Source organism: Pseudomonas sp. Nvir, from assembly GCF_963778085.1.
GTDB lineage: Bacteria > Pseudomonadota > Gammaproteobacteria > Pseudomonadales > Pseudomonadaceae > Aquipseudomonas > Aquipseudomonas juntendi.
Genome location: NZ_CAVZVN010000024.1, coordinates 1 through 1,279, shown reverse-complemented (window position 1 = coordinate 1,279; position 1,279 = coordinate 1). Strand labels below are relative to the sequence as shown.

The 1,279-nt window shown below is 61.7% G+C and carries 1 protein-coding gene; it reads left to right on the top strand.

The window, feature by feature from the left end; genetic code table 11:
* A partial coding sequence (gene ppsA, locus AACG97_RS00210; protein ID WP_338463232.1) for a phosphoenolpyruvate synthase occupies positions 1-1,279 on the top strand: 1,279 nt, incomplete at both ends.

Here is a 1,279-nt window from a genome sequence, read left to right as displayed (position 1 = left end):
GGTAAGCTGTTTATCGTCCAGGCGCGTCCGGAAACCGTGCGTTCCCGCGGCCAGGTGATGGAGCGTTATACCCTCCACGCTCAGGGGCAGATCATCGCCGAAGGGCGCGCCATCGGCCACCGCATTGGCGCCGGCCCGGTGAAGGTGATCCACGATATCAGCGAGATGAACCGCATCGAACCTGGCGACGTGCTGGTCACCGACATGACCGACCCGGACTGGGAACCGATCATGAAGAAAGCCTCGGCGATCGTCACCAACCGCGGCGGACGTACCTGCCACGCGGCGATTATCGCCCGTGAGCTGGGGATCCCGGCGGTGGTCGGCTGCGGCGATGCCACCGATCGCATTCAGGAAAACCAGAACGTGACCGTCTCCTGCGCCGAAGGCGACACCGGCTACGTTTACGCCGAGCTGCTGGACTTCAGCGTCAAGAGCTCCAGCGTTGGCGAGATGCCGGATCTGCCGCTGAAGGTGATGATGAACGTCGGCAACCCGGATCGTGCGTTTGACTTTGCCTGCCTGCCGAACGAAGGCGTGGGTCTGGCGCGGCTGGAATTTATCATCAACCGCATGATTGGCGTTCACCCGCGCGCGCTGCTGGAGTTTGACGACCAGGAGCCGGGCCTGCAGAACGAAATCCGCGAGCTGATGAAAGGCTACGATTCGCCGAGAGAGTTCTACGTCGGCCGTCTGACCGAAGGGATCGCTACCCTTGGCGCCGCCTTCTACCCGAAACGCGTCATCGTGCGTTTGTCGGACTTCAAATCGAATGAGTACGCCAACCTGGTGGGCGGCGAGCGTTATGAGCCGGAAGAAGAGAACCCGATGCTCGGCTTCCGCGGCGCCGGACGCTACGTTTCCGAAAGCTTCCGCGACTGCTTCGCGCTGGAGTGTGAAGCGATGAAGCGCGTGCGTAACGACATGGGGCTGACCAACGTTGAAGTGATGGTGCCGTTTGTGCGTACCGTCGCCCAGGCGAAAGCGGTGGTCGAAGAGCTGGAGCGTCAGGGGCTGAAGCGCGGCGAGAACGGGCTGAAGATCATTATGATGTGTGAGATCCCATCGAACGCCTTGCTGGCCGAGCAGTTCCTCGAGTACTTCGACGGCTTCTCCATCGGTTCGAACGACATGACCCAGCTGGCGCTCGGTCTGGATCGCGACTCCGGCGTGGTCTCTGAGCTGTTTGATGAGCGCAACGACGCGGTGAAAGCCCTGCTGTCGATGGCGATCCGCGCAGCGAAAAAACAGGGAAAATACGTCGGCATCTGCGGCCAGG